24 protein-coding genes and 2 pseudogenes are annotated in these 20,477 nt (G+C 50.1%); 11 read left to right on the forward strand and 15 right to left on the reverse strand.

The window, feature by feature from the left end:
* The first annotated feature begins 5 nt into the window (after nucleotides 1-5).
* The 7 genes from tsf to DXA36_RS14055 all read left to right on the forward strand — a co-directional run bounded on the left by tsf (nucleotide 6) and on the right by DXA36_RS14055 (nucleotide 6,780).
* A complete protein-coding gene (gene tsf, locus DXA36_RS14030) occupies nucleotides 6-935 on the forward strand; it encodes a translation elongation factor Ts (protein WP_118680195.1) in 930 nt (309 codons plus the stop codon).
* A 143-nt stretch (nucleotides 936-1,078) separates the two neighbouring features.
* A complete protein-coding gene (locus tag DXA36_RS34405) occupies nucleotides 1,079-1,162 on the forward strand; it encodes a DUF6783 domain-containing protein (RefSeq protein WP_412249795.1) in 84 nt (27 codons plus the stop codon).
* Nucleotides 1,163-1,280: 118 nt separating this feature from the next.
* The gene (locus DXA36_RS14035) at nucleotides 1,281-3,545 is read left to right on the forward strand and encodes a glycoside hydrolase family 3 protein (RefSeq protein ID WP_118680196.1); all 2,265 of its coding nucleotides are present in this window, start codon (nucleotides 1,281-1,283) and stop codon (nucleotides 3,543-3,545) included.
* A 158-nt stretch (nucleotides 3,546-3,703) separates the two neighbouring features.
* Nucleotides 3,704-4,381: an L-serine ammonia-lyase, iron-sulfur-dependent subunit beta gene (gene sdaAB, locus DXA36_RS14040; protein WP_118680209.1), complete on the forward strand. Its 678-nt coding sequence runs from the start codon at nucleotides 3,704-3,706 to the stop codon at nucleotides 4,379-4,381.
* A gap of 68 nt (nucleotides 4,382-4,449) precedes the next feature.
* Nucleotides 4,450-5,334: an L-serine ammonia-lyase, iron-sulfur-dependent, subunit alpha gene (sdaAA, locus tag DXA36_RS14045; protein ID WP_118680197.1), complete on the forward strand. Its 885-nt coding sequence runs from the start codon at nucleotides 4,450-4,452 to the stop codon at nucleotides 5,332-5,334.
* The gene (locus tag DXA36_RS14050) at nucleotides 5,331-6,125 is read left to right on the forward strand and encodes a polysaccharide deacetylase family protein (protein ID WP_118680198.1); all 795 of its coding nucleotides are present in this window, start codon (nucleotides 5,331-5,333) and stop codon (nucleotides 6,123-6,125) included. Before sdaAA ends, DXA36_RS14050 begins: the two co-directional genes overlap by 4 nt.
* A gap of 205 nt (nucleotides 6,126-6,330) precedes the next feature.
* A complete protein-coding gene (locus tag DXA36_RS14055) occupies nucleotides 6,331-6,780 on the forward strand; it encodes a DegV family protein (RefSeq protein WP_330425033.1) in 450 nt (149 codons plus the stop codon).
* A gap of 58 nt (nucleotides 6,781-6,838) precedes the next feature.
* On the opposite strand, the gene DXA36_RS14060 is transcribed toward DXA36_RS14055, so the two are convergent.
* The 7 genes from DXA36_RS14060 to DXA36_RS14100 form a co-directional block, all read right to left on the reverse strand.
* Nucleotides 6,839-8,515: a recombinase family protein gene (locus tag DXA36_RS14060; RefSeq protein WP_002569190.1), complete on the reverse strand. Its 1,677-nt coding sequence runs from the start codon at nucleotides 8,513-8,515 to the stop codon at nucleotides 6,839-6,841.
* 100 nt (nucleotides 8,516-8,615) lie between these two features.
* A complete protein-coding gene (locus DXA36_RS33865) occupies nucleotides 8,616-8,843 on the reverse strand; it encodes a transposon-encoded TnpW family protein (RefSeq protein WP_004613661.1) in 228 nt (75 codons plus the stop codon).
* Between the two features lie 417 nt (nucleotides 8,844-9,260).
* Nucleotides 9,261-9,521 (reverse strand): helix-turn-helix domain-containing protein, encoded by a 261-nt coding sequence (locus tag DXA36_RS14080; RefSeq protein ID WP_002569189.1) that lies wholly within the window; start codon nucleotides 9,519-9,521, stop codon nucleotides 9,261-9,263.
* The gene (locus DXA36_RS14085; protein ID WP_002569188.1) at nucleotides 9,502-9,942 is read right to left on the reverse strand and encodes an RNA polymerase sigma factor; all 441 of its coding nucleotides are present in this window, start codon (nucleotides 9,940-9,942) and stop codon (nucleotides 9,502-9,504) included. Before DXA36_RS14085 ends, DXA36_RS14080 begins: the two co-directional genes overlap by 20 nt.
* 101 nt (nucleotides 9,943-10,043) lie before the next feature.
* On the reverse strand, nucleotides 10,044-10,229 hold the full coding sequence (locus tag DXA36_RS14090; protein ID WP_009243795.1) for a hypothetical protein: 186 nt from the start codon (nucleotides 10,227-10,229) through the stop codon (nucleotides 10,044-10,046).
* 250 nt (nucleotides 10,230-10,479) lie between these two features.
* Nucleotides 10,480-11,469 carry a 23S rRNA (adenine(2503)-C(2))-methyltransferase RlmN gene (gene rlmN / locus DXA36_RS14095; protein WP_002569187.1) on the reverse strand — a complete coding sequence of 330 codons (990 nt, stop codon included), beginning with the start codon at nucleotides 11,467-11,469 and terminating at the stop codon, nucleotides 10,480-10,482.
* A gap of 23 nt (nucleotides 11,470-11,492) precedes the next feature.
* Nucleotides 11,493-11,672: a cysteine-rich KTR domain-containing protein gene (locus tag DXA36_RS14100; protein WP_002588768.1), complete on the reverse strand. Its 180-nt coding sequence runs from the start codon at nucleotides 11,670-11,672 to the stop codon at nucleotides 11,493-11,495.
* A gap of 384 nt (nucleotides 11,673-12,056) precedes the next feature.
* On the opposite strand from DXA36_RS14100, the gene DXA36_RS14105 reads away from it, so the two are divergent.
* From DXA36_RS14105 to DXA36_RS14120, 4 genes are all read left to right on the forward strand, one after another.
* Nucleotides 12,057-12,410, forward strand: a complete 354-nt coding sequence (locus DXA36_RS14105) for a helix-turn-helix transcriptional regulator (RefSeq protein WP_002569186.1) — start codon at nucleotides 12,057-12,059, stop codon at nucleotides 12,408-12,410.
* A 267-nt stretch (nucleotides 12,411-12,677) separates the two neighbouring features.
* Nucleotides 12,678-13,007: a plasmid mobilization protein gene (locus DXA36_RS14110; RefSeq protein WP_002569185.1), complete on the forward strand. Its 330-nt coding sequence runs from the start codon at nucleotides 12,678-12,680 to the stop codon at nucleotides 13,005-13,007.
* Nucleotides 12,968-14,314, forward strand: a complete 1,347-nt coding sequence (locus DXA36_RS14115; protein ID WP_002569184.1) for a relaxase/mobilization nuclease domain-containing protein — start codon at nucleotides 12,968-12,970, stop codon at nucleotides 14,312-14,314. The genes DXA36_RS14110 and DXA36_RS14115 overlap by 40 nt, the downstream gene beginning before the upstream one ends.
* Before the next feature lie 63 nt (nucleotides 14,315-14,377).
* The gene (locus tag DXA36_RS14120) at nucleotides 14,378-14,629 is read left to right on the forward strand and encodes a helix-turn-helix domain-containing protein (protein WP_002569183.1); all 252 of its coding nucleotides are present in this window, start codon (nucleotides 14,378-14,380) and stop codon (nucleotides 14,627-14,629) included.
* A gap of 177 nt (nucleotides 14,630-14,806) precedes the next feature.
* On the opposite strand, the gene DXA36_RS14125 is transcribed toward DXA36_RS14120, so the two are convergent.
* The 8 genes and pseudogenes from DXA36_RS14125 to DXA36_RS14160 form a co-directional block, all read right to left on the reverse strand.
* Nucleotides 14,807-15,172, reverse strand: a complete 366-nt coding sequence (locus DXA36_RS14125) for a cysteine-rich VLP domain-containing protein (RefSeq protein WP_002569182.1) — start codon at nucleotides 15,170-15,172, stop codon at nucleotides 14,807-14,809.
* Nucleotides 15,169-15,381, reverse strand: a complete 213-nt coding sequence (locus DXA36_RS14130; RefSeq protein ID WP_004607965.1) for a transposon-transfer assisting family protein — start codon at nucleotides 15,379-15,381, stop codon at nucleotides 15,169-15,171. Before DXA36_RS14130 ends, DXA36_RS14125 begins: the two co-directional genes overlap by 4 nt.
* A pseudogene (locus DXA36_RS14135) lies at nucleotides 15,378-16,082 on the reverse strand (hypothetical protein); the annotation flags it as partial. The pseudogene DXA36_RS14135 and the gene DXA36_RS14130, both read right to left, overlap by 4 nt.
* Nucleotides 16,069-16,986: pseudogene (locus DXA36_RS14140) on the reverse strand (antirestriction protein ArdA); the annotation flags it as partial. The pseudogenes DXA36_RS14140 and DXA36_RS14135, both read right to left, overlap by 14 nt.
* A 212-nt stretch (nucleotides 16,987-17,198) precedes the next feature.
* Nucleotides 17,199-19,289: a DNA topoisomerase 3 gene (locus DXA36_RS14145; RefSeq protein WP_002569178.1), complete on the reverse strand. Its 2,091-nt coding sequence runs from the start codon at nucleotides 19,287-19,289 to the stop codon at nucleotides 17,199-17,201.
* Nucleotides 19,290-19,304: 15 nt separating this feature from the next.
* Nucleotides 19,305-19,493 carry a hypothetical protein gene (locus DXA36_RS14150; protein ID WP_002569177.1) on the reverse strand — a complete coding sequence of 63 codons (189 nt, stop codon included), beginning with the start codon at nucleotides 19,491-19,493 and terminating at the stop codon, nucleotides 19,305-19,307.
* Entirely contained in the window at nucleotides 19,490-20,191 is a 702-nt protein-coding gene (locus tag DXA36_RS14155) for a DUF4366 domain-containing protein (protein ID WP_002569176.1), read from the reverse strand. Before DXA36_RS14155 ends, DXA36_RS14150 begins: the two co-directional genes overlap by 4 nt.
* The gene (locus DXA36_RS14160) at nucleotides 20,184-20,462 is read right to left on the reverse strand and encodes a DUF4315 family protein (protein ID WP_002569175.1); all 279 of its coding nucleotides are present in this window, start codon (nucleotides 20,460-20,462) and stop codon (nucleotides 20,184-20,186) included. The genes DXA36_RS14155 and DXA36_RS14160 overlap by 8 nt, the downstream gene beginning before the upstream one ends.
* Nucleotides 20,463-20,477 lie beyond the last annotated feature (15 nt).

The following is a 20,477-nucleotide window of genomic DNA, read 5'->3' on the forward strand; positions in this document are numbered from 1 at the left end:
ATAGAATGGCTATCACAGCAGCAATGGTAAAAGAATTAAGAGAGCTTTCCGGCGCAGGTATGATGGACTGCAAGAAAGCATTAAATGAAACAAACGGCGATATGGAAGCAGCTATGGAGTTCCTTAGAAAGAACGGACAGGCTAAGGCGGAGAAGAAGGCCGGCAGAATCGCAGCAGAAGGACTTTGCCGTATCGCAGTAAAAGGAGATACCGCAGCGGCAGTTGTTGAGGTTAATTCCGAAACAGACTTCGTTGCAAAGAATGAAACCTTCCAGGAATTTGTAGAAGCGGTTGCGCAGCAGGCTGTAAATTCCGATTCCGCAGATATTGATGCATTTATGGCTGAAGCGTGGGATGCCGATCCTGCCAAGACTGTTAAGGAAGCATTGGTGGAGAAGATCGCTACTATCGGAGAAAACCTGAACATCAGAAGGTTTGAGAAGGTAACCGCGGATCATGGCTGTGTTGTTTCCTATATTCATGGCGGCGGAAGAATCGGCGTTATCGTGGAAGCCGATACGGATGTTGTGAATGACAGCGTGAAAGAATGTCTCTCCAACGTGGCAATGCAGGTTGCTGCTCTGGCACCCAAGTATGTGGCGACAGCGGATGTTCCGGAAGAATATAAAGAGCATGAGAAAGAAATCCTCATGGCGCAGGCACAGAACGATCCCAAGAATGCAAACAAGCCTGCCAACATCATCGAGAAGATGATTTCAGGCCGTCTTGCAAAGGAACTGAAAGAAGTATGTCTGCTTGAGCAGGCTTACGTAAAAGACGGTGATTTAACCGTTGCCAAGTATGTAGAGCAGGTTGGCAAGGAAAACGGCGCAAAACTTTCCATCAAGAAATTCGTCCGTTTTGAAACAGGCGAGGGCCTTGAAAAGAAGGTTGATGATTTTGCAGCAGAGGTTGCCGCACAGGCAGGTCTGTAAGAAGTATTTTCAGCATTTTCTGTATCCGGAGTGATTTGTTCCGGAATTAGATAAACAAAACAAAGGCATCATTACTTATTGAATATAAGTGATGATGCTTTTTTTCCGGCAACTATTTCCCGGGCCTAGAGTGTGTTTGAAAATTGCTTTCTGCAACTTGTGACGTACCTCTTGCAGAAAGCAATTTTCAAACACACTCTGGCATCCCGCAGAGGACTCCTGTATAATAAATGGATAGAAGACGTTTGTCCCGAAAAGAGAAAATGGTGTAACGCAGTCTTTGATGGGCAGGGTGCGGATATGCGGCGGCCTGCATGGAGAAAAAAGAACAGGAGAAGATAAGGGATGGGAAAAATGTGGGAAGAAAAGCAGATGGACGGATACCGCCTGATTCGGAATCAGGGAGGCAGGGAACTGGGAGTTGCTGACGGAAGCCGGGTGAAGCTGCTGACTGTAGACGGCTGGGCCTTTAAGGATTTTCTGGGGACCGGTGAACTGGTGCCTTACGAGGACTGGAGGCTTGGCGCCAGGGAGCGGGCCGAGGATCTTGCAGCCAGGCTGCCGGTGGAGGATATTGCGGGACTTATGCTTTACAGCGCCCACCAGATCATTCCGGCCGGAAGCGGCCCCGGGCCTTTTACTGCTACTTATGGCGGAAAAAGCTTTGAAGAAAGCAAGGAGAAGCCATGGGCGCTTACCGATCAGCAGAAAAAGTTCCTGACGGAGGATAAGGTGCGCCATGTGCTGATTATGGGACTGAAGGATACGGAAACAGCGGTCCGCTGGAACAACGGGATGCAGGCGCTGGCAGAGAATACAGGATTTGGTATCCCTGCCAATAACAGCTCGGATCCCAGACATGGAAGCGGGAGCGGGGCGGAATTTATGGGGATAACAGGAGAACCCATATCCAAATGGGCGAACGGTATCGGTCTTACCGCTTCCTTTGATCCGGAAAGCGTAAAGGAGTTCGGAAAAATAGGATCCCGGGAATACCGTGCGCTGGGAATCGCCACGGCCCTTTCCCCTCAGATTGATTTGGCTACGGAGCCGCGCTGGATGCGTTTCCCGGATACCTTCGGAGAACATACCGAACTGACCTGTGCCATGACAAAAGCTTACTGTGACGGTTTTCAGACGACGGAGGGAAGTCCCGACGGCTGGGGCAGGGACAGTGTGAATACCATGGTGAAGCATTTCCCCGGAGGAGGTCCCTGTGAAGCCGGCCGGGATGCCCATTATGCGTATGGAAAGTATGCGGTATACCCGGGACAGAATTTTGAGGAGCATCTGAAGCCCTTTACGCAGGGAGCCTTCTGCCTGGAAGAAGGGACCGGATGCGCCAGCGCAGTGATGCCTTACTATACCATTTCTTATGGACAGGACAAAAAGAACGGGGAAAATGTGGGCAATTCCTTCAGCCGTTACCTTATCGGCGATTTGCTCAGAAAACAGCTGGGGTATGAGGGCGTAGTCTGCACGGACTGGGGAATCACTCATGACACAGGGGCGGCGGAAGAAGAATTTGCCGGGAAATGCTGGGGTGTGGAAGGACTTACCGAGGCACAGAGACATTTAAAGGCGTTGGAAGCCGGTGTGGATCAGTTCGGCGGCAACAATGATGTTCAGCCGGTGCTGGAAGCGTATCGCATGGGCTGCGAATTATATGGGGAAGAGGCCATGCGGAAACGCTTTGAACGTTCTGCGGTAAGGCTCCTGCAGAATATATTCCGTACCGGACTGTTCGAAAATCCGTATCTGGATTTGGAGGAGTCCCTGCATACGGTGGGAAACCCTGAATTTGTCAGAAAAGGATACAAATCCCAGCTTCGTTCGATAGTCCTTTTGAAAAACAAAGGAGGGGTGCTTCCTTTACAGGAAAAATGTAAGGTGTATATTCCGGACAGACATATCCGCCCCTACCGGAATTTTATGAGCGGCCTGACGCCGGATTCCCATATCACGCCTCCGGGAAAGGCCGCGGCTGCGGCCAGGTTTACCGTTGTGGAAACGCCGGAAGAAGCGGATGCTGCCATCTGCTTTGTGGAATCCCCCATTTCCGTAGGCTACAGCCCGGAGGACAGGCAGGCCGGCGGTAACGGCTATGTGCCCGTCACCCTGCAGTACCGCCCGTATACGGCAGAAAAGACAAGAAAGGAGAGCCTGGCAGGAGGCGATCCTTTAGAAGATTTCACAAACCGTTCCTACTATGGGAAAACAAATACGGCGGCCAATGAAGAGGATCTGGATATTGTAATACGGACGAAGGAGCGGATGAAGGATAAACCGGTGATAGTCGCCATGACGGTAAAGAATCCGGTGGTGCTGTCGGAAATGGAGCCGTATGCGGATGCCATCCTTGTGGAGTTCGGCGTGTCTGCGGAGGCGGTGCTGGAGGTGGCGGCGGGCTGTTATGAACCGCAGGGGCTTCTTCCGATGCAGATGCCCGCGGATATGGATACCGTTGAAGAACAGGCCGAGGATTGCGCCTTTGATATGCGGGTATATACGGATGAAGAAGGCCATTCCTATGATTTTGCCTACGGCATGAATTATTCCGGTGTCATCGCAGATGAAAGGACGGCCAGATACGGCAGGGAAAAGCAGTGAGGGCAGAGAAAGTAATGCTGGACATACAGCCGATGAAAACAGTATAATATAAGCAGTATTTACCAATAATAAAAGACAGAGAAGCCCTGCAGCTTATCACAGGTTTGCAGGGCTTTTTATGCCTTGCCAAAATACGGAATCAGGCGGAGGAGTTTACAGTGAAGCATTATAGTGTTTTTGACATGATCGGGCCGGTTATGGTCGGACCGTCCAGCAGCCATACAGCAGGTGCGGCCAGGCTGGGTCTGCTGGCCAGACATCTGTGCGGGGAAGACATAAAGAAGGCGGTTTTCTTCATGCATGGGTCATTTGCGGAAACCTATGCGGGGCATGGGACGGACAAGGCCCTTCTGGCAGGGATCCAGGGGATACGTTATGACGATGAGCGGCTGAAAAGCGCATATGAGCTGGCAGCGGAGAAAGGGATCCGGGCGGAGTTTATTCCGGCGGATCTGGGGGAGGTACATCCCAATACGGTACACATGGAACTGACCACTGTGAGCGGGACTATGTTCACTATGACCGGAAGCAGTATCGGCGGGGGAAGCGTCTGCATTATGGAGATTAACGGTGTGGAAGTGCAGTTTTCCGGCGAACGGCCTATCCTTGCCACCAGACATACGGACGAGCCGGGTGTGATCGCCGGGATTACGGCTATCCTGTATGCTTACCGGATTAATATAGGCAATATGCAGGTGAACCGGACCGAGGACGGGCAGACGGCCTGTATGTATATGGAACTGGACGGAGAACTGCCGGAACACCTTAAAAATGCGCTGGAACGGGTATACGGCGTAAAGCAGGTGCTGCTGCTGAATCCGGGTGACGTGGGATAAGAAACTGCCGCGGCAGTTCCTTGGCGGGAAAAGGTTTCCCGCCAAAACGAAAGGAGAATGGCACAGTTATGTTTCTATTGGACACGGAAGAATTAACGAAAGAATTAAAGACAGAGGGGCTGGCCCTGTGGGAATATGCCCTGAACCAGGAGACGGAACGAAGCGGAAGAAGCCGTGAGGAGCTCAGGGAGCAGATGGCGCAGTCTCTGGCAGTAATGGAACGTTCCGCTTCCACGGCAAGAAAAGAACCGGTGCAGTCAGTAAGCGGCCTGACAGGAGGAAATGCCTATCGGTATGATCAGTACCGCAGAGAAGGGAAAAGCCTGCTGGGGGATGCCGCCTCCCTTGCTGTGGGAATGGCGCTTTCCTGTTCGGAAATCAATGCTTCCATGCAATGTATTGTGGCCTGCCCCACGGCAGGATCCTGTGGGATTGTACCTGCCGTATTGTTATCCTGTGCCGAAAGCAGAGGGCTTGACAGACAGTGTCTTGTTAACGCGCTGTTTACCGCATCGGCGGTGGGAATCATTGTGGGAAGCCGGGCTACGGTATCGGGAGCCGAAGGCGGATGCCAGGCGGAATGCGGGGCGGCTGCCGCCATGGGAGCGGCTGCTGTGACGGAAATGCTGGGAGGAACGCCGGAAATGGCATTCCATGCGGCGGCTATGGCACTCAAGAATGTGCTGGGCCTTACCTGTGATCCGGTTGCGGGGCTGGTGGAAATTCCCTGTATCAAACGGAATGCTTCCGGAGCGATGAATGCCCTGCTTTCCGCGGACCTGGCTTTAGCGGGAGTGAAGAGTTATATTCCTTTTGACGAAGTGGTGGACGCTATGTATGCTATTGGAAAGGCGATGCCCCAGTCAGTCAGAGAAACCTCCAAAGGAGGGCTGGCGGTTACGCCAACCGGTATACGGATGAAAAAAGAGACAAGGGGAGGAGAAGAAAAATGAGAATAAAAGCCAATTTATTTCCCGGAGGGGTAAGACGTGCATTGACTATGAGCTACGATGACGGACAGATTTTTGATGTCCGTCTTGCGGAGCTTTTTGATAAACACCATATCCGTGGCACCTTTCACATCAACAGCGGAAACCTGGGCGGGGACAGATATGTGAAGGAAAGCGAGTTCGCCCGGGTCTATCGCAATCATGAAGTATCCGTACATACCGTAACCCATCCTTTTCCCACACAGATACCGGATGCGGCCCTGATTAAGGAAATCCTGGAGGATAAACGGAAGCTGGAAGAGCTGTGCGGATATCCGGTAAGAGGGATGTCCTATCCTTTTGGGGACTATTCGGAGCATGTGATTACGGTTGCCCGAAGCTGCGGCATGGAATACAGCCGGACTGTGGAGGCGACAGGGAGCTTTGCCATACCGGAAGATTTCATGAAATGGCATCCCACAGCACATCATAACGACGATTTAAAAGGCCTGTGGAAGCAGTTTATGGAGAGAGATTTTGAACAGATGCTGTTATTCTATATCTGGGGTCACAGCTTTGAATTCGACGGCGCCGGTAATTGGGAGGTTATGGAGGAATTCTGCCGGACGGCAGGCGGCCGGGAAACGATTTGGTATGCCACCAACATAGAAATCAAAGATTATATCACTGCTTCAAGAGGTCTGGTATACAGTGCGGATATGACGATGATCTATAATCCCTCCGGCCTGGATGTGTGGGTGAGCGTTGACGGAGAACCGGTATGTATCCCCGCCGGGCATCTGTGGAAAGGCTGACCGGCAGAACGGCTGCAATTCTTTCAGAGTGGATCGGATCTGCCTGAATGGCTGCATTCCTATCTGTTTAAATAGCAGGAATTTACAATAAATCTTTACTCCTTAGCGAAATAGTGGTAAAACTTTATATGTACGGTTACGAATTCTTTTCTGGAATAAAGAATTGAATAAAATGAAATTAAGTTAAAATAAGAAAGCGAAAAGTATGGACAGTCATTTTCAGATTATCAGCGACGGCTCCTGTGATCTCCCTCCCGAACTGGCCAGGGAAAAGAAGATACGGGTGGTGCCATTTTATGTATCCTTTGATGAGAAGACATATCAGAAGGAAGTGGAAGAAGTAGGCGTGAGGGAGTTCTACCAGAAGATGGTGGATAATCCGGGGGTATATCCCAAATCCTCCCTGCCGGGCATACAGGATTATTACGATGCCTTTGAACCTTATGTGAAGGAAGATATTCCTGTTTTCTGCATCTGTATCACCACAAAGTTCAGCGGATCTATGCAGTCCGCCCTGACAGCAAAGGATCTGATACTGGAAAAGTATCCCCACAGCCGGATACAGGTGACGGATGCTACGGTAAATACGGTTCTGCAGGGGCTTCTGGTTCTGGAAGCGGCAGCTTTGCAGGAAAGCGGGGCCGGATTTTGTTGAGGTAAGATAACGATACCTTTTTTGCAGAGGGTGTTATCTTACCTCTTTTTGATGTATGTTAGATAGCATAACTCTTTACGTCGGCTCCTATCTGTCTGAAATAGGAGATACTTTCGGTAGGCTTGTCACCTGTATCAACTCTGCCGACAAAGCTATAAAAGATTTCGATTTTGCGGGTGTTCGTTTCCTTATCCAGTTCGTGAATAAGAATACGGTCAATAAATTCATGGACGTTTTCGTAGGTCAGTTCTTCAATCGCTGTGTATCTGCGTACCAGTGCGACAAACCTTTTTACGTCCGCGCTGCGCTCGGTGGCGTTGTCGATTTCCTGTGACAGCTCCGCAATCCTCCGGGTCAGCGTCTTTTTTTCTTCATCATAGCCGGAAGTCAGAAAAGCAAATTGTTCATCTGAAAGTTTCCCTAAAGCGTTGTCCTCGTAGAGCTTGCGGAATAAGATGTTCAGCTCGTTAATACGGTTCTGCGCCTTGTCAAGCTCTTTCCGCTGCTGTGTCAGCGTCTTTTGTACTGCCTTTGCGCTGCACTCGTTGGCTGTTTCGATAAACTCCTGTTCATGCTCTTTCACATAAGACGTTACTCGCTGCAAGTCTGCAAGGACAAGTTCTTTCAATACGCTTTTGCGGATATAATGCGTAGTGCAGAGCATATCATTTCTTGCCCGGTTGCGGTAGTTGCCGCAAGTGTAGGCGTGTTTCCGTTCAAGCGTCCCGGCTCCGCGTACTGCATACATTTTGTAGCCGCAGTCCCCGCAAAAGAGCAGCCCGGAAAACAGGTCAATTTCATCAACCTTTGTCGGGCGTTGCCGGGTGGCAATCCGCTTCTGTGCAAGTTCAAAGGTTTCTTCATCAATCAAAGGTTCGTGAGTGTTGGGGAAGAAATACCTTTTTTCCTCCGGGTTCTTTTTCGTCTTTTTCGACTTATAAGATACCTTGTAGGTTTTCCCGGTTATGGTATGCCCTAAATATTCTTTCCTTGTCAGAATGTCGTACAGCGTCTTATCCGGCCAGTTGTACCATGCGTTGAGCTGTGGGCGGGGGTGGCGTTTGCTCCCTGTCCTGCGGTAGCGCAGTTCCCCGACGGTCAGTATTTCATTGTCCCGCAGCCAGTTCTGGATTTCACACATACGGTCGCCCCGTACATACATTGCAAAAATCTGTTTTACGACGTGCGCCGTTTCCGGGTCGGGTATCAGATGATTGCGGTTATCCGGGTCGATAAGGTAGCCGTAAGGAGCTTCGCCGTTGACGCGCTCGCCTTTCTGCGCCTTTGCCTGTTTGACAGCCCGGATTTTCTTTGAGGTGTCGCGGGCGTAAAACTCGTTGAACCAGTTCCGCAGAGGGGTAAACTCGTTATCTTCCCTTGCTGTGTCTACACCGTCGTTAATGGCAATGTAGCGCACTTCATATTCGGGAAAGACAATCTCTATCAGCTCCCCGGTTTTCAGATAATTACGTCCCAGACGGGAAAGGTCTTTTGTTATGACGGTCGCCACGTTCCCGGCTTCAACCTCATGCAGCATGGCTTGAAGCCCCTCACGCTCAAAGCTCACGCCGGAAAATCCGTCGTCTACGAAAAAGCGCGTGTTGAAAAAGTGGTGTTCGTCAGCATACTTTTGTAAAATCAGTTTTTGGTTCTGTATGCTCTCGCTTTCCCCGGCTTGCATATCTTCCTGGCTCAATCTGCAATATAAAGCGGTAATCTTGTCTGTCTGTAACATTTTGTCCTCCTTTCCGACGACAGACAAGCATGGTATTTGTACTGTCTATATTATACCACATACCGCTGCCTGTGTCATGTATAAAATGTGAAGAAACGCCCTATTTCCGGGCGTTTGCGGGGTTCAGTTCCATGTCTTTGCGAATGAGTTTTTTTATCTTTTTATCCAGTGTGTCCGTTGCGCGTTCACTTGCGGACGAACATACAAGGTAAGTAACTTTTCCTATTTTATGCTCCGTTGTGGTAACGGGCGTTTGGTTTTGCGTCAAAGAAAATCCCCCTTTCTTTCGCAAACATATAATATAGTCTATGAATAGCAGCAAGTCCACTATTCAATAAAACAAAGGCTTTAATCGGACGGTTATTAGCATAACCTCATGGGAATTTCACCCCGGCATGGTTCTCATGCCGCCCTACCCATTGCCTGCGACGCTCTTAACGCTCGGACTGTGGCTGTAAGGAAGTATCATTGTATATTCTGCGTGTCGTCGCCCGCAAGCCGCTACACTTGCTTTCCGGCGCGGTGTTGGTCGCTCGGCTGTCCGGGCGGGGATAACCTCACCCGGATAGCGTCATGGCGCACCCGCCGTATGGCTCGGCGCAAAAGGAACGTATCCGATTTGCCCTATGCTGCGCCGCCGTTATCTTGCGCCGCTTTCTTTGTCAAGGTTCAGAATGGCTTTGCTGCCGCGTCAGCAGCGGAACGGAAAAGGGGGAGAGAGAAAGCGTCCCGCCGCCGCTGCGGTTTATTCCTCTGCCTTAAAGGTGAGGACAGCCATCATCAGTTTTGCTTGCAGCCGTTCCCGAATGTCGTGGTCTACGCCAAAATAGACGTTCCCGCGCTCGTCGTACAGCTTCCGCATGGAGAGGCGGGCTATGTAGCCGCTGAAATGCTGCAAGACAATCTTCATGGCGTCCGGGTCGCCCTTTGTCGCTGCCACAATGACAGGATAAGGAACAAGGGCATTTTCCGGGTAGCCGGGTTCGTTACCATTCGTCCCATTCATCAGCATTTTCCTCCAGATATTTTCTTAATTTCTCAAAAGAGCTTGTCCGCCTGTACTGTATCGTGCTTCTCGACGTGTTGAACAGCTCCGCAATCTCGGTATCGTTCATTCCCTCGAAGTAATACAGCAATATGGCTTTGCGCTTTTCTTCCGGCAAAGTACGGATTGCTTCAAGAAGCAGCTTTGGCGTGATTTTCTTCCCGGCTTTCTCAAAGACGGTTTCGGCGGCTTCACGTTTGAAATATTCATCAAACGTATGAAGCTGCCGCGCTTCGTCTAAGGTCATGTCGGAAAAGGTCACTTCCTTTGCCTTGTGTCTGCGAAGTTCTCTATGGGTGTCGCAAGCTTCATTGTGCAATACCGTATTACAAAACTTCTGAAAAGCACACTGTTTGTAAAACTCCCTGCTATTAGGTTCCACATTCTCACCTCCTTTCTCGTTGGAAAGTTGGTGGTGCTTCCCCCCTTTTCGCGGGGCAATACGGCGTTTTTCAAAAACGCCGAAGATTTTTTGAAATTTCTTCAAAAATTTTTTGAACGTACAAAATGCGCCCGTCCGAAAAGCCCGGACGGGCGCATAGGCATTGTAAGCAGTATCCAGATGATTAGACAGTTCATATATATAAGCGTAGTTTCCCCCGGTGGTGGGCGGGCTTTTTTTGATAAGTCAATAACTGTCGGATTTTGTCGATATGCTTTTTGCTTCATGGCGGCTACCTCCTTTAGCCGCCGATTTCAACAGTGATACCGCGTCATTTCATTAGAAGATAAAAAGAAACGGCGGCTTTGATTTTTCAAAGCTGCTGCGGAAATCAAAGAACGACAAGCAACAGTTCTGATTTTGCTCCAATATGGTTATTAGGGGCACAAATTAAAATCAAAAAAGAGCCGATAACAGCAGTATTTCAAACTGCATATTATCGGCTCTGCGTCTGTGCGTCTGGCTCTTTTAATTAAATTATTTCTGTTGTTTTTTGGCTTTATTATATGTATTAGCTAACTGTCCACAAGCTGCTTTAATCTCTCTACCATGAGAAACTCTCATGGTAACTTCAAGTCCTGTTTGCTCTAATTGATGTTTGAACGCAACCATTTCTTGTTTTTGTGGTGCTCTAATTTTTGAATTACTCGTCGGGTTGTATTGCAGCACGTTAATCATAACATTTTTGCCCTTAAACCATTTTGCAAGTTGCCTTATATCTGAGGAACGGTCATTTATACCTGGTAAAAGCAAATACGCAAATACCACTTTTCGATTATGCCTTTGAGAATAGGACAATGCTTGCTTAACAACATCTTCAATAGCGTACATGTGCATATGAGGAATGATACAGTTTCTCGCAGCCTGTGTTGCTGCATGTAAAGATATTGTCAACTGAATTTTTAGATGTTCTTCGCGCAATTTTTTTAATTGATTAACTGGACCAACTGTTGATACGGTAATGCCGTCGGTTGGAAAGTTAAGTCCATTTCTATCTCGAAGAATATGGATTGCTGCAATCAAGTTGTCGTAATTGAATAAAGGTTCTCCCATTCCCATAAAAACGATACGATTTACTTTTTGACGTATCAATACAACCTGCTGCACAATTTCAGACGGTGTTAGATTACGAACAAAACCATTGCGTCCGGACTCACAAAAAATACAGCCAACAGAACAACCAACTTGCGTACTTACGCAAACAGTCCCACCATCTCGCCGTTTAATAAAAACCGTTTCAATATACCTGTTATCTTTCAATTCATAAACATACTTTTCAGTATCGCTACTTTTATAGACTTTTTTTGTTGATATTGATAGATTTTCTTTGTGAAATGGCTGTTTATACAATTCCGTATATAAGGCTCTTGCTTTATCCTCTCCAATTACTTCCGACATTTCTTTGTAAGTAAATCCGTATGGGTCATTCAATATTTCCGTAGGTGTACTTTTAGGTAAGTGTTTCATTTAAATATCCTTCCTTTTCAAAATTAAAAAGTTTGTTTTTCAGAGTTTTTGATTATGATTTCTAGTTTTTCAACATCAACGATATGCGTTAATTTACATTTAGGGCAGAAAAGAGGAAAATTTCTTAATACCGTATTATAAAATACTTGAACCCTCGTCTTTCCGTTACAAATTGGACATTTTATCCAATATTTTTCAAGCATAATATTTCTCCTTTTGCGCAAAAAAATGCAGGTCAATTCTCAACATGAGCATTGACCTGCATTTATACATATAATACTACAACAAAATTAAGGCATAGTTTTTATACTATGTCTATACGTCGTTAGTTTTGTTGTATAGCATACGCAAAATAAGCATGACAAAAAAGCCCATATTGAAAATGGGAAAAATCTTTTTTGATTTCAATGCTTATCGAATACGCATGCTATGTAACATAAACATTCCCCCCCTTTTATATAATATTATATACAAAAGCAGCTTGTTGTCAACATATATATATATGAATTATTTTGGCTAACTGATAGAACTACGTAGACATATCCAAGAAGAAAGGGGAACAGTAAAATGTAATAGGGTGAATAACTATGGCAAAAAGACCAGTACCACGATACGACTTTAAGGCTTTTGGGGCAGCGATAAAGGCAGCGCGTGAGGGATGCAAGGAGAGCCGCAAGAAAGTAGGCGACGAAATGTTTATCTCGCCGCGCTACCTTGCGAACATTGAGAACAAGGGGCAGCACCCAAGTTTACAGATATTCTTTGAGCTGATACAGCGTTACCATATATCCGTAGACCAATTCCTTTTAGAAACGCCGCCGGAGAAGAACACGCAGCGGCGGCAGCTTGACGCGCTTCTTGACGGTATGAGCGATACAGGCATACGGATTGTAACCGCAACGGCAAAGGAGATTTCCGAAGTCGAAAAAGAGGGCGAATAGGAATGTCCGACTTAAAACTGAACAGGATTTAGAAAGCGTTGTAATCTTTTTTGAGGTTGCAGCGTTTTTCTTTTGCGTAAGTTTGGCAAAATCGCTTTTTCTCCGTAGTAGGTGATAAGAGCCTAAAGGATAAAAACATTCGTAGCAAGCATAGGAAGCGGGTACCACTTCCGTATTTTCGCCCTCCCGCGCTGCGGCGCGTCGGTTGAAAATTGCTTGTTGGGAAGTGTCCCAAACCCTCGGAACGGAAAGGAAAGGAGCGAACACATGGACGGACGCAAAAGGACAGTGCAAATCAAATTCAGAGTGACGGAAGCGGAACGGGATTTAATACTGGAAAAAATGAAGCTCGTACCCACCCGGAACATGGCGGCGTATCTGCGGAAGATTGCCATTGACGGGTATATCATTCAGATAGACCACGCCGATATAAAGGCTATGACCGCAGAGATACAGAAAATCGGTGTCAACGTCAACCAGATAGCACGCCGCGTAAACGCGACGGGGAACGCATACCAAGAGGACATAGAGGAAATAAAGGGGGTGCTTGCGGAGATATGGCGGTTACAAAGATTAAGCCTATTAAAAGCACTCTAAGCAAAGCCCTTGACTATATCGAAAACCCGGACAAGACGGACGGGAAAATGCTTGTGTCCTCTTTCGGTTGCTCCTATGAAACGGCAGATATTGAGTTTGAATATACCCTGTCGCAAGCACTCCAAAAGGGGAACAATTTAGCCTTTCATCTGATACAGTCCTTTGAGCCGGGGGAAGTCGATTATCAGAAAGCCCATGAAATCGGAAAGCAGCTTGCCGACGCGGTAACAAAGGGGCAGCATGAGTATGTACTCACGACGCACATTGACAAAGGACACGTCCATAACCATATCATTTTTTGCGCGGTGAACTTTGTAGACCACCATAAATACAATTCCAACAAAAGGAGCTATTACGGCATACGGAACATGAGCGACAAGCTGTGCCGGGAAAATGGCTTGTCCGTTGTCGTCCCCGGCAAGGGCAGCAAGGGAAAGAGCTATGCGGAGTACCAGGCAGAAAAGACGGGTACAAGTTGGAAAGGCAAGCTGAAAACCACTGTTGACGCGCTTATCCCCCAAGTTTCCAGTTTTGAGGAATTGCTAACGCGGTTACAGGCGGCGGGCTATGAGATAAAGCCGGGGAAATATGTATCATGCCGCGCCCCCGGACAGGAACGCTTCACCCGCCTTAAAACCCTCGGCGCAGACTATACAGAGGAAGCCGTAAGGGAACGGATAGCGGGCAGACGGACAAAGGTGGCGAAAGCTCCCAGAGAGCAGCGCGGCGTGTCGCTGCTTATCGACATTGAGAACAGTATCAAGGCAGCGCAGAGTAAGGGCTATGAACAGTGGGCGAAAATCCACAATCTGAAACAGGCAGCTAAAACAATGAATTTCTTGACGGAACATAAGATTGAGCAGTACGCGGATTTAGTCAGCCGGATTGAGGAAATGGCAGCGGAAAGCGGACAGGCGGCAGACGCATTGAAGAACGCCGAAAAGCGGCTTGCGGAAATGGCGGTGCTTATCAAGAATGTTTCCACCTATCAAAAGACAAAGCCTGTCTATGACGCATACCGCAAGGCAAGGAACAGGGAGAAGTACCGCGCCGGACAGGAACAGGCAATTATCCTCCATGAAGCCGCCGTAAGGTCACTGAAAGCGGCGGGCATTGCGAAGCTCCCGAACCTCGCCGCGCTGCAATCGGAGTATGAAGCCCTCCAAGCGCAGAAAGAAGCCCTTTACGCCGACTATGGAAAATTGAAAAAGAAAGTCCGGGAATATGATATTATCAAGCAGAACATTGACAGCATTTTACAGGCAGACAGACAGCCGGAACGGGAAAAGGAAACAGAACGCGGATAAGGATAGCAAAATCCCCGCCGCTGTGCTATGATAGGGCTATCAAAAAGCAGAGGAGCGTTGAGCATGGAAAACCAGAAAATGCCGGAATATGAAACCATACGCGCCGCCGTTGCCGGGGAGAAATGGGCGGTGGAGAAAGTCGTGGATTGCTACAAGGACGAAATCGACAGGCTATCGACGGTAGCGGTCAGACAGCCAGACGGAAGCACGAAACAGGAAATCAACGAAGATATGCGCCAGTCTATCACAAAGAAGCTGATAGAAGCCCTCCCGCAGTTCCCGCTTGAAGAAATGGAAAAGGGAAATGTCAGATAGGCAAAAAAAGAACAGGGCGCGGAAGCCAGTATATGACTTCCGCGCCCTGTCTTTTTATGGGTGCTGTTTTCGTGAATGTTACGCAGTAGAACGCCATTTTCGGGGGTAAAGGTATAAAGTATCGCCTATCCGATTTTCACGCCCGGAAAGCCCTGTAAATCAAGGGATTTTCCGCACCTACTGCGTAACAGGGGTGCGTCTTTTCCTCATGCGCTCGGCAGCTTGTCTGCGGGTGATACGCTTCCGGCAGACGGGGCAGTATTTGACACTGTTAGAGGTTGACGCAAAGAACGCGCCGCACTCGGTACACTTCTTCTTGTCCCCTGTCTGGTAAAGCTCCGCATAGAGTAGCCTGTCGGCGGGAAGCACCGCAGCCCGGAACCACTTGCAGAGAAGCGAATAGGAAATGAGCTGCGGACAAACGCACTCGTCCCCGTCGTCCAGTAAGATACAGTTCCCGTTATCATAATTGCAGCACGTCCGGCGCACAAGGGCGTTGACTTTCCGGCTCTGGGGCGGCGTCAGCCGCTTAACCCCGTTCATACTTCATCAGCGGCGTAAATGGGAAGCTCTGCAAATTCCGCTTCGGTCAAAGCGTCCACTTTGGAAAGGGTGCGCTTTGCAAGCTCCCGCATATCCGCGTCCATGTAGGGCAGCGCGGCGTTGACATTCTCAATCAAAGCCCGCTTGCCGCCCTCGTTGTAAATGCTCAAAAGGTTTGTTTCTTCAACAGTCAGTCTAATCATGCTCATACCTCCATATCGTGATTTTTTGTTTTTGCCGCCGCCTTTTTCGGGGCGGTCTTTGCCTTGTCTGCTTTAAGCTGCGCCCGGATAGAGGGGCGGGGCTTCCTTATCTTCCTGTCCCGGTTCTCCCCCTTGTCAATCAGCGCATACGTCCCATGTCTGCCCTCGATTTTGGAAAAGGCAAGGGTCTTGTAGGGCAGCATGGAGAAAAGGCGGTCAGTGTCCTTTGTGGCTGCAAGCTGCATGAACGCCGGGGAAAGCTCTACCATGAAATGGGTCTTGTTGGGGCTGTTCGGCGTGTCGTGCCGCTTCATTTCCCGTACAATGCGCCGCGCTTCCGTTTCAATCAGCCCGTCCCGCAATGCGGCGATATGCGCCTTGAAATCCCCCGGCGGAAGCTGCTCCCGGCTGCGCCGTTCTTCCTGTAAGAGCGATTGCAGCGCGTCCGGGTCGTTGGGTACGGCTTCAAAGCGTTCAAACTTTCCAAGCTCATAATCGGGATTGCCGTTGAAAAACTGTCCGGCGGGTATCTCCCGTTCCCCATGCTCATAAATCAGCTTCACCGTATCGGCGGGCAGCTCCTTTTCCTTGACGCGCTCATAATGTTTAGCGTAGTCCAGTTCGTACAGATTGCCCTTGATTTTCCCGCGCTCCGTCCCCGTTAGCTCGATTGCATAGGCAAGGACGCGGTCGCTCGTCTGCTCCATACCCGTTGATGAAAAAATCCTGCGGATTGTCTGCGGTAATGCCGACGCTTTCCATAGCCGCATGAAGCTGCTCTGTTGTGGTCGGCATGGGAAGCCACACGCCGCCCGGTTTGCCTGTTTCAAAGCGGCTGCGGCTGTCGATAAGAATTGAAAACTGCTCGTTTATGGTTTCACGCTCCTTTCTCTGTTCGGTGTCCTGTGGCGGCTCTGCTGTGGTGGGGGCTGCTTTTTCAGCGGTAGGCTGCGCCCGTTCCTCGCCCTCGATAGCATAGCCCGGTAAAAGCTGCCCGTTTACTTTGAAATGCTCTGCATACTCTGGCGGGATAGGCGGCGATACCTCGGTGAATAAATGCTGATAGGCTTTGATACGCCCATTCAGATATTTTTCCATAGCTGCCTTGTCTGCAAAGACTTTCCTTTCCTGTCCGGCGATTTTTGCCTGTCCGTAATTGTGGGGGCTGTTGGTGTAAATACTCCATGAAAGCGTCCACGAATAGGGAATGGATTTCTCTTTTTCCCTGTCATACCGGGTATTCTCGGATATGTGGTAGCGCATTTGGTAGACGCGGTTGCTGATGTGCTTCCCGTAGTCCGTAGCTTCCCACTGGTTCGCGGTATGCGTAGCTTCGGGTGTCCTCACATACTCAATGGCTTTGTCAATGGCAAGGGTCTTTCCCGCCTGTTCGTCCCATGCCGCCGCCTGTTCTTGCAAGGCTTCAAAAGCTGCCTGTTCAGCCGCCGCGTATTCTTCCCGCAATGCCTGTAACTGTTCTAAGGGCAGGGCGGTAAGCCCGGAAAGGTCAGCGGTCTGTTCCTCAAAATAAATATTTCGCTCTATCCGCATACTGTCAGCCGGGTCTAACTTGTCACGCTCAAACATGGAGTAACCTTTTTTCTTTTCCATTCATTCGCTCCTTTCTGAAATGGCGGCGCACCGCCGCGCTTTTGGGGTTCGCCCCGTACTACGGTGGGCTGTGCGTTATGCCAACAATTTTTTCATTTTTTTAGAGGGTTTGGGAAACTTCCCAACAAGCAAAATCCCCGTCCGGCGCGTCAGCGGCAGGACAGGGATTTACGGAAGTGGGTACCCGCTTCCTATGCTTGCTATTCAAGTTTTTAGTTCTTCTGTACTTCGATACGGTAGTTGACGTATTTCCCGCCAGTGTCAGCCAGAACGATAGTTCCGTCATAGGTCTTGCCTGTTTTCGGGGAATAGAGCTTCTTCACATTCACTTTGCCGGATTTAAGGAGCGCGGCGGCAATCTTCGCGGAAAAAGCGGTCTTGCGTTCCTCGAAAAAGCGGTCATTCTTCCACATGACAAAGGCACATTCTTTGTTGCTGCAATAATAGTTTTTCTTCCCCTCATGGACGGGGGAACCGCAACGGGGGCATTTGCCGACAGAGGGCTTTTCCTCCCGGAACAAATCCTTTTTCCCGTCCAGTGCTGCGGCGTGTGTCTGCACAAGCTCCCGCGCCATAGCTTCAATGCCGGACAGAAATTCGCCGGGGTCTGCGGCTCCCTTTGCTATCTGCGTCAGATTGTTTTCCCATTCTGCGGTAAGCTGCGGGGAAGTGAGCATATCCGGCAAGACTGATATAAGGGCGGCTCCGTTCTGCGTGGGGATAAGCTGCTTCCCCTTGCGCTCTGCAAAGCCGCCCTTTACCAGTTTTTCAATGACGGCGGCGCGGGTGGCGGGAGTGCCAAGCCCCCGGCGTTCCGCGTCCGGGTCGGTGTCCCCGTTCCCGGCTCGCTCCATAGCAGAGAGAAGCGACGCTTCGCTGTGGGGCTTCGGCGGCGTTGTGGTATGCTCCGTTACTTTTGCGGCGGGGTTAGGAAAGTTCTGTCCCTCGGAAAGCTCCGGCAGCGTCACGCCCTCATTTTCCCCGTCCTCTGCTTCGGGCTTATCTTTCAGCGTCGCCCGGTATCTGCGTTCAAGCTCTTTCCAACCCTCCGCAAGTACGGTCTTTCCCCTTGCGGTGAAGTCTGTCCCGGCGCATGAGAAAACCGCCGTAACCGCTTCATAAATATGCGGCTCGGCGGTGGCAAAAAGCAGACGCGCCCCCGCAAGGGTAAGGATATTCTTCTCGCTTTCCGGCAGCGCGTCCGGGTCAGCCTTTGCAAGCTCCATAGTGGGAATGATTGCGTGGTGGTCTGATACTTTCTTGCTGTCTAATACCTTTGCAATCTCCGGCGTGAAGTCCGCGCCCGCCATAAAGGGGAGCTTTTCGCAAAGCAGCGCGATAATGTCCGCTGCGGTGCCGCCCATGTCGTCAGTAAGAAAGCTGCTGTCCGTCCTCGGATAAGTAAGGAGCCGCTTTTCATAAAGGGATTGTGCAAGGTCAAGGGTCTGCTTTGCGGTGTAACCGAAAATGCGGTTCGTTTCCCGCTGCAAAGAGGTAAGGTCAAAGAGCTTTGGCGGGGCTGCGGTTTTCTTCTCTCTGGTAAGGGAAACGCATACCGCCTTTCCCGCTTCGCAAGCCCCTTTCAGCGCGTCGGCTTCTGCCTTGTCCGAAATCCTTTCGCTTGCCGCGTCCGCGCCGGATAAATCAAGGCGAACATGATAATATTTTTCTTTCTGGAAATGGGAGATAGCCGCGTCCCGGTCGGTGAGCATTTTTAAGGTCGGGGTCTGGACGCGCCCCACGTTCAAGGTCTTTCCATACAGGCAGGAGAAAAGCCGGGTGGCGTTAATGCCGATAAGCCAGTCAGCCTTTGCGCGGCAGAGGGCGGACGCAAAGAGCGCGCCATAGTCCCGCCCGTCTTTGAGGGAAGCAAAGCCCGCCTTAATCGCCCCGTCCTCCATTGAAGAAATCCACAAGCGGCGCATGGGCTTCTTGCAGCCCGCCACTTCGTAGACAAAGCGGAAAATCAATTCACCCTCGCGCCCCGCGTCACACGCATTTACCACTTCGGAAACGTCGGCGCGGTGCATAAGCTCTTTAATGGTTTTGAATTGCTTCCCCTTGTCCGGGTCAACGGCGTACTGCCATTCCTCCGGCAGAATGGGTAAGCTGTCAAAACTCCATTTTTTATATTGCTCCCCGTAGGCGGCAGCTTCCGCAAGCTGTACCAAATGCCCGACGCACCATGAAATGAGGTAGCCGCCGCCCTCGATATACCCGTCCTGTTTCCCCTTAATGCCAAGCGCGGCGGCGATAGTCTGCGCCACGCTCGGCTTTTCTGCAATCACAAGTCTAAATGCCATGAAAAAATCCTCCTTTCAGCGTTCCGGCGCGGTGTGCTTCTTCTCCTGTGCCTGTTTCAGACAATAGCCGATACAGGGGGATTGCGCCTTATAAGGGCAACGCATACACGCCGGGGATTTTGGAACGGGCGGCGCACTGTCACGCCGCCCGGTGGGTCTTTGTACCATCATTTTTTCTAAAGGGTTTTCGGTAAAAAGCGTCATGCTTCCTCGTCCTCCTGTTCTTCATCAGAAAGCCCGTCCCCCTCGTCCTCGTCGTAATCGTCAAAATCGAAATCTTCAAGGTCGGTGTCGCCCTTGACGTTCTGCTTTGGCTTCATAAACTTAAAATAATAGAACGCGCCCCCGCCGCCAAGAAGTGCCACGACAAGGAAAAGCACAAGCCCGCCTGTATTGCCTTTCTCTTTGGGCTGCTCTGTTGGTTTCTCGGTTTCCGGCTCCGCTTCCTTGCCGCTGCAAGCGGTCATGTTGTCCTTGCAGACAGGGCAGCTCACATTTACCTTTCCGGCTTCGCATTTATCGGTGCAACTGCAAACGGCGGGCGGGGCTGCTTCGGTGCTTCCGTCCTCCATGAGTGCCATAAGGTCGGCTTCGTCCACTTGATTAAGGAAATGTACGGTGTCCTCGCCCTCGTCGTCCCGGTCGATAAGGATATAAAAGTAATTGCCGTTTTTGGTCGTCACTGTGATAAGCTGCTTGTTGCCGCCGAAATCGTCTACAAGGGTCGCGTTCCCGTCCGGGGTAAGGGGTTCTTCCTTTTCGGGTTCCTCATAGACAACGCCGCTGTCGTCGGTCGCGTCCTGTCCCTCCGGGGTCTGTGCAAAGGCGGTGACGGAAAAGCCGCCCGTCAGCATGAGGGCGGCGCAGAGTGCGGTCAAGGTTCTAAGGATTTTCTTATTCATTCTCGGTGTCCTCCATTTCTTCGGTGTCGTGGTCTGCGGGTTCTGCGGGGTAGCCCGGCGCGGCTTCCATGCCCGGAATACCGCCGCCGGAAAGCATAGCGGAAAGCTCATGCGGGGAAAGGCGCATGGAGCGCACAAGCTGTACGATTTGCAGGTTTTCCGCTTCGGTTTTCTGCGCTTCAAGCCCCCTTAATCTGTTCTGGTACTCGGTGATTTTCTCGCGGGTCTTTGCAATCTCTTTGTCGATACGTTCAATTTTGTTCATAGCCATCAATAAATTTCTCCT

Origin of the sequence: Eisenbergiella sp. OF01-20 (assembly GCF_003478085.1) — a bacterium.
Taxonomy (GTDB): domain Bacteria; phylum Bacillota; class Clostridia; order Lachnospirales; family Lachnospiraceae; genus Eisenbergiella.